At 74.8% G+C, this 5,857-nt stretch carries 7 protein-coding genes and 1 pseudogene; 5 read left to right on the top strand and 3 right to left on the bottom strand.

Annotated features, from left to right (window positions below; translation table 11 throughout):
• From ABT106_RS30780 to ABT106_RS30770, 3 genes and pseudogenes are all read right to left on the bottom strand, one after another.
• Positions 1-237, bottom strand: a pseudogene (locus ABT106_RS30780) (hypothetical protein); the annotation flags it as partial.
• Entirely contained in the window at positions 234-851 is a 618-nt protein-coding gene (locus ABT106_RS30775) for an ankyrin repeat domain-containing protein (RefSeq protein WP_351284024.1), read from the bottom strand. The pseudogene ABT106_RS30780 and the gene ABT106_RS30775, both read right to left, overlap by 4 nt.
• 210 nt (positions 852-1,061) lie before the next feature.
• The gene (locus ABT106_RS30770; protein WP_351284021.1) at positions 1,062-1,595 is read right to left on the bottom strand and encodes a GNAT family N-acetyltransferase; all 534 of its coding nucleotides are present in this window, start codon (positions 1,593-1,595) and stop codon (positions 1,062-1,064) included.
• A gap of 154 nt (positions 1,596-1,749) precedes the next feature.
• Here ABT106_RS30770 and ABT106_RS30765 point away from each other — a divergent pair, with 154 nt between their 5' ends.
• The 5 genes from ABT106_RS30765 (at position 1,750) to ABT106_RS30745 (ending at position 5,744) form a co-directional block, all read left to right on the top strand.
• Complete coding sequence (locus ABT106_RS30765) at positions 1,750-3,054, top strand: sulfite oxidase (RefSeq protein ID WP_351284019.1); 1,305 nt, start codon at positions 1,750-1,752, stop codon at positions 3,052-3,054.
• Positions 3,055-3,305: 251 nt separating this feature from the next.
• Positions 3,306-4,070: a VOC family protein gene (locus ABT106_RS30760; RefSeq protein ID WP_351284026.1), complete on the top strand. Its 765-nt coding sequence runs from the start codon at positions 3,306-3,308 to the stop codon at positions 4,068-4,070.
• A gap of 76 nt (positions 4,071-4,146) precedes the next feature.
• Positions 4,147-4,335 carry a DUF6381 family protein gene (locus tag ABT106_RS30755; RefSeq protein WP_351284017.1) on the top strand — a complete coding sequence of 63 codons (189 nt, stop codon included), beginning with the start codon at positions 4,147-4,149 and terminating at the stop codon, positions 4,333-4,335.
• Positions 4,336-4,467: 132 nt separating this feature from the next.
• The gene (locus ABT106_RS30750) at positions 4,468-4,917 is read left to right on the top strand and encodes an SRPBCC family protein (protein ID WP_351284015.1); all 450 of its coding nucleotides are present in this window, start codon (positions 4,468-4,470) and stop codon (positions 4,915-4,917) included.
• 5 nt (positions 4,918-4,922) lie between these two features.
• Positions 4,923-5,744: a DUF1206 domain-containing protein gene (locus ABT106_RS30745; RefSeq protein WP_351284013.1), complete on the top strand. Its 822-nt coding sequence runs from the start codon at positions 4,923-4,925 to the stop codon at positions 5,742-5,744.
• Positions 5,745-5,857: the final 113 nt, after the last annotated feature.

The raw sequence follows: 5,857 nt of genomic DNA, 5'->3' as shown, positions 1-5,857 counted from the left end.
CACGAAGGTGACGGTGCCGGCGCCGAAGTCGGCGGTCAGGAGCGTGCCCGGGGGCGTCGCCGCGGCGGCCGGCAGCGGGGCGGACGCGGACGGCGCCGGGGCGGCGGGGGCCGGGGCGCTGAGGGCCGGGGCGGAGGTGCCGGGGGCGGCCTCCCCCGGCCCGGCGCAGGCACCGAGCAGCAGGACGGCGGCGAGCGCCGCGAGTCCCGTACGGGAGTCTCGTGCGCGGGGGTTCACCGGCCGGTCCCCCGCTCCTCCTCCGCCGCCCGCACCAGGCGGGCCATGCCGTCGAAGCCGCGGCGCACGGCGTGCTCGTACGGGGTGGTGCCGTCGTGGTCGGCGAGCGCGGGGTCGGCGCCCGCCGCGAGCAGCACCGCGACGATCTCCTCGTGGCGCCGACCGCCGTCGCCGAGGATCACGGCCTCCAGCAGGGCGGTCCAGCCGAGCCGGTTGACGTGGTCGACGTCGATGCCGGTCTCCTCCAGCACGGCGCGCACGTACGCGGTGTGTCCGCGCTCGGCGGCGGGGATGAGGGAGATCCCGCCGAACCGGTTGGGCTGCTTCAGGTCGGGGCCGGCCGGCAGCAGCAGGCGCATCATGCGGACGCTGCCGGTGACCCCGGTGACCAGCCAGGGGCTGTCGGCGCGGGAGTCCGGGGCGTTGGGATCGGCCCCGGCCGCGAGGAGCAGGGCGGCCGCGTCCGTGTGGTCTCCGAGCGCGGCGAGCAGCAGGGGGGTGCGCAACTGGTCGTCGCGGGCCTCGACGTCGGCGCCCGCGGCGAGCGCCGCGGCGACCGCGTCGGGGTCGCCGCGCCGGGCGGCGTCGAGGAGCGGTCGGTCGTGCGGGTTCATGGGGTTCCTCTCGGCTCCGGGGCGGGAGGGCCGCCTGCGCCCTTCCTCTCCCCCGGTCCATGGTGGTCCCGCGGCGGGCGCCGGGCGGTCCGCCCGGTGGCCGGAGCCCGGGAGCGGACCGGACGACCCCGGGGTCGTCCGATCGGCCGATGCGCGCGGCCGCCCGGGCGTCCTGTCAGGCGCCGGCCCGGCCCGCGGTGGCCGGCGGGCTCAGGCCTCGTACTCGGTGAGGTCGATCCCGTGGACCTGCAGCAGGTGGCCGTACGCCGGGTGGGTGGTGTCGCGTTCGGCCACCATGCCGAGCTTGCGGATGACGTTCTCGGACTCGTCGTTGCCGGCCCGGTTGATGGCCACGACCCGGTCCAGTCCACGGTCCTGGAGGGCGAACTCCAGGGTGGCGTGGGCGGCCTCGGAGGCGTAGCCCTGGCCCCAGTACTGGCGGCCGAGGCGCCAGGTGATCTCGACGGCGGGCATGACCTCGGGCAGGTACTCCGGCAGCGAGAGGCCGACGACGCCGATCAGCTCGCCGGAACCGAGCAGCTCCACGGCGAACAGGCCGAAGCCCTCCTCGTCCCACTCCTCCTCCATCCGCTCGAGGTCCTCGGCGGTCTGGTCCAGATCGAGGACCGAGCCGTCGCCGATCCACCGCATCACCTCCGCGTCCCCGTTGATCTCGGAAAGGGGGATGAGGTCGTCGTCGTGCCAGCGGCGCAGGATGAGGCGGGGGGTGAGGATCTCGGTCATGCGGCCCATCCTGCCGAACGCCGCTGCGCAGCGGTAATCGGGTCCGTCATTGCGGCCGTGTTGCAGGTTCGTGGCCATCGTGGCGAGAAGGTTCCCGCAGGTGGGGGCGGGCTTCTACGGTCCGTCGGGAATCGCGACCAAGGAGTGTCCCGCCATGCCCCTCGACCTGTCGGACGAGAGCCAGTACGACCGTGCCCGCCTGCGGCAGTGGGCGCGCGGACGCGCCCGCTCCGCCGGGGTGGACCGCCGCGACCTGCTCAGGCTGTTCGCGGCGGGGGCCGCCGCGGGCTCCCTGGGCCTGGGCGCGGCCGGCAGCGCCGAAGCCGCCGCGCAGGGAGCCGCCGCGGCCCCCGGCCCCGGGACCGCCGCCGCGGTCGCGCCGCCGGGCATCGTCAAGCCGCTGCCACCGGAGCTGTTCACCGTGCGGGGAACCAACGCGGAGACGAACTTCGCCTCGCTGCGCGGTACCGGGCCGCTGACTCCGGTCGACCGGTTCTTCGTACGGAACCACACCTCGACTCCGCGGATCGAGGCGTCCGGCTGGCGGCTGAACGTGTGGGGCGACGCGCTGGCCGGCGGCCCGGTGGAGTTCTCGTACGACCGGCTGCGGTCCCTGCCGGCGGTCGAGCGGACGCTGTTCGTGGAGTGCGCGGGCAACGGGCGGAGCTTCTACAGCAGCCAGCAGGGCCAGCAGGTGACGGGCACGGCCTGGACCCTCGGCGCGATCGGCGTGGCCCGCTGGCGCGGCGCCCGGCTCTCCGACGTGCTGCGGCGGGCGGGCGTGACCCGCGCGGCCGTCGACGTGCTGCCGCGGGGGCTGGACGACGAGGTGGTCACGAACGGGGTGAACCTGGGGCGGGTGCGGCGTCCGCTGCCGGTGTCGAAGGCCCTGGACGACGTGATCCTGGCGTACGAGATGAACGGCGAGCCGCTGCCGCCCGACCACGGCGGACCGGTCCGGGTGATCGTTCCGAGCTGGATCGGGATCTCCTCGGTCAAGTGGGTCGGCGACATCGAGGTGAGCGCCGAGCCGCTGTACACGCCGTGGAACACGGACCTGTACCGGTTCTTCGGGCCCGGTCAGCCCCCGCAGGGCAGTGCCCCGCTGACCCGGCAGACCCTCAAGAGCGCCTTCGAGCTGGAGGCGGGAGCGACGCTCCCCGTGCACCGTACGCGGCTGCTGACCGGCCGTTCCTGGTCGGGCGCGGCGCCGGTGCACCGGGTGGAGGTCAGCACCGACGGGGGCGCGCGCTGGCAGCGGGCCCGGCTCCACGACGCGCCGCGCCGGGGCGGGTGGGTGCGCTGGTCGCTGCCGTGGACCCCGCGGGCCACGGGTCCGGCCGCGCTGCTGGCGCGGGCCACGGACGCCACGGGGCGGACACAGCCGGCGACGGCGGTCCACAACACGCAGGGCTACCTGTTCGACGCGGTCGTGCGCCACCCGGTGACGGTGGTCTGAGCGGCTGCGCGCCCCGGACGAGGACTCGACCGGTTCAGGAGCCGGCGCCGCCCGCCCGGTCACGCCCCGTCCCGTGTGCCGCCCGGCTGCCGGGGCGCCGCGCTCACCGGTGGTGACGGGGCGGTGGCCGCGGTCGACCGTGACGACCGTCCGGAATGGGACCAGAATGAGTCCGGGGCCCCTGAGGGACGGAGCGAGCGGTGAGGCTGTCTACGAGGGAGGTCTTCGGGGCTCCGTGCTGGGTGAGCCTGATGGCCCGCGACCTCGGCACGTCCCAGCGCTTCTACGGCGCCGTCGCCGGCTGGACCTACCGGCACGCCCGGCTCGGCGCCGCCTTCTCGGTCGCCGAGCTGGACGGGGTGCCGGTGGCGGGCATCGGCGCGCTCGCCGCGGACCTGGGGGTCGCGGTGGCGTGGACCCCGTACTTCGCGGTGGACGACGCCGATGTCGCCGTGGACCGCATCCGCGAGCGGACCGGCACCATCGCGGTCGGCCCGGTCTCCTTCGAGTCCGGCGGCCGGGCCGCCCTGGTCGCCGACCCGGAGGGGGCGGTCTTCGGGATCTGGGAGGGCACCGTCTCCTCCGACTGGCGCGTGGGCCGGGGGCCGGCCCCGGCCTGGCTGGAGCTGCGTACGCGCGACGCGTTCGACGCGGCGATGTTCTACGGCACGGTGCTGGAGTGGGCCACCGGCCGCGCCGGCTGCTGCGAGGTCTCCTACGAGGACGATCAGGTGGTCCTGCGGCAGGCCGGCGAGCCGGTGGCCCGGCTGGGCAGCGGCCCGGTCGAGAGGGCCGCCTACACCCCCCACACCCGGCCCCGCTGGCACGTGCACTTCCGCGTCCCCCGGCTCCGGCCGGCGGTCGAGGCGGCCGTGGCGCTGGGCGGCCGCACGGTCTCCGAGGTCACCTCCAACGCCTCGGAGCGGTGGGTCGCGCTGCGTGACCCGGACGGCGCCCTGTTCACCCTCACCACCACTCCGGCCACGAACCCGGCACGGGAGCATCACGCTCGGTGACGGTTCGAGATGCGCGCGGACGGCCGTGCTGATTCTCTGATTGCGCCCGCTCTCCCCACGGTTCCAAGGAGCGATCATGAGCGATGCAGGCGAATCCCACGGACGGTCCGGGCAGTTGCGGGCCAAGGCACAGGAGCTGAACGCGGCGGCCGAGCGGTCCACCGACGCCGACGAGCGGCAGCGGCTGCGCGACAAGGCCCGCCGCCTCCAGGAGCAGAGCGAGCAGGAGCGCCGGATCGACGACCGCGGCATGGACCCGATGTAGGGCGGCATTGCGCATCCTGGACCCCGGGCGCATGGAGCAATCGCGTCCGGGTACCCGCGTGCTCGAAGCGTCCGGCAGGCGGCCCCGCTGTTGGAGGCCGCGGACGCACCGGCCACGAGGGAAGGATTCACGATGTCGCACGTCGAGGAGCACGTCGAGGTGAACGTCCCCCTGCGGACGGCCTACAACCAGTGGACGCAGTTCGAGGAGTTCCCCGCCTTCATGGAGGGCGTGGAGCGGATCGAGCAGCGCGGCGAGGCGCTCACGCACTGGGTGACGAACGTGAACGGCGTGGAGCGGGAGTTCGACGCGCGGATCACCGAGCAGCTCCCGGACCGGCGCATCGCGTGGATGACCGTGGACGGCGAGGCCCGCCAGGCCGGACTCGTCACCTTCGAGCCGGTGGACGCCACCACCACGCGGATCGACCTGCACATGAACTGGGTCCCCGAGGGTCTCGCGGAGAACGCCGCCGACAAGCTCGGCTTCGTCCAGCGGCAGGTCGCCGGCGACCTCAAGCGCTTCAAGGTGTTCATCGAGACGCGAGGCGTCGAAACCGGCGCCTGGCGCGGCGAGGTCTGAGCGCCATGAGGGGTGGAGTGGCGAGAGAAGGCGTCCGGACCGCGTCCCGGGGCGGTACGGGCCGGAAGATCGCGGCCCGGGGCGGGCTCATCGCGCGCGGAGTGCTGTACGTACTCGTCGGCGTCCTTGCCGTCCGCATCGCGTTCGGTGAGGGCGGCCAGGAGGCGGACCGCCAGGGCGCGTTGCAGGAACTCGCGGCGAAGCCGTTCGGCGGTTTCCTCGTGTGGGCCGTCGGTATCGGGCTCGTCTGCATGATGCTGTGGCGGCTGTCGGAGGCGGTGTTCGGCGCGGCCGGCCCCGACGGCGGCAAGACCTCCAAGCGGCTGGCGTCCGCCGCGCGGGCCGTGTTCTACGGGGTCATCGCGTTCTCGGTGCTGTCGTTCGCGGCCGGCTCCGGGGGCGAGTCCGGCGACCAGCAGTCGCGGGACATGACGTCGAAGGCGATGGAACTGCCCGGCGGTCCCTGGTGGGTGGGCGCGGTCGGTCTGGGGATCGGCGTCGCGGGTGTCGTGATCGCCGTTCAGGCGGCACGGCGCACCTTCCGCAAGCACCTCGAGATGACCGGGGTGTCCCCGGGGGTCCGCAAGGCGGTCGACGTCCTCGGCGTCCTGGGCGGGGTGGCCCGCGGCATCGTCTTCGCCGCGGCCGGCGGTTTCGTCGTGTACGCGGCGGTGCGTTTCGACCCCGCGGAGGCGAAGGGCATGGACGACACCCTGCGTGCGCTGACCCAGACGCCGGCGGGCCCGTGGCTGCTCGTGGCGGTCGCCGTGGGGCTCGTGCTGTTCGGCGTGTTCTCCTGGGCGATGGCGCGCTGGCGCCGCGTCTGAGGACCGCGCGTCCGACCGGGTGCGAAGGCCGCTGCCGGGGGCCGGCGGGGGGGGGGCCGGGGCCGGCGGCAGTGGGGACCGGGGGGGGGGATTGGAGACGGATGAAAAACCCA

The sequence above is a fragment of the Streptomyces sp. NPDC002044 genome, assembly GCF_040296725.1.
GTDB classification, from domain to species: Bacteria; Actinomycetota; Actinomycetes; order Streptomycetales; family Streptomycetaceae; genus Streptomyces; species Streptomyces antarcticus.
The sequence above is the reverse complement of the archived record's forward strand: the minus strand, read 5'-3'. Positions and strand labels throughout refer to the sequence as shown.